Source organism: Aerococcus sp. L_32 (assembly GCF_050689315.1).
On record NZ_JBOEQF010001080.1, the window covers coordinates 1 to 626 of the forward strand.

A 626-nucleotide genomic window follows, 5' to 3' on the forward strand; every position below is an offset into this window, starting at 1 on the left:
AGCTTAAGTCTATTGTTACAGGGCAAACTTTACTCATCAGTCCTATTTGACGAAGAGCCCTTTTTTTCAAATTTACTCGACCAACTTACGGCCTTCGTTGCCTTTTTCGATATTTTCTAAGATGTCTTGGTTTAAGAAACCATCGTCGTATTGTTTACGCCAGTCCATAAAGCCTTCGTCTAACCCGCGAATAAGGACTTCTGCGGTACCAATATTGGTTGCTAGTGGGATATTATACACGTCACATAAGCGGATTAGGGCAGTCACGTCTGGTTCGTGGGGCATAGCTGCTAATGGGTCACGCATAAAGATGACTAAGTCCATCTCGTTTTGTGAGATAGCCGCACCGACTTGTTGGTCACCCCCAAGTGGGCCGGATTTAAAGCGGTGAACGTCTAAACCAGTGGCTTCGATAATACGTAAACCAGTTGTCCCTGTAGCAAATAATTCATGTTTTTCAAGTATGAATTTATAGGCAGTTGTAAAGGACACCATCATATCTTTTTTTGAATCATGGGCAATAAGTGCAATTTTCATATAACATATCCTCCAGTTCGTATCGGCAATCTGATTTTCAAACGAGACATTGACCTTTTTCCTTAAATTACGTTTAATAATTGCGAATT

At 40.7% G+C, this 626-nt stretch carries 1 protein-coding gene; it reads right to left on the minus strand.

The features are described from left to right. Positions 1 to 72: 72 nt before the first annotated feature. Entirely contained in the window at positions 73 to 537 is a 465-nt protein-coding gene (mgsA, locus tag ACRCJ0_RS18275) for a methylglyoxal synthase (RefSeq protein ID WP_431391562.1), read from the minus strand. Positions 538 to 626 lie beyond the last annotated feature (89 nt).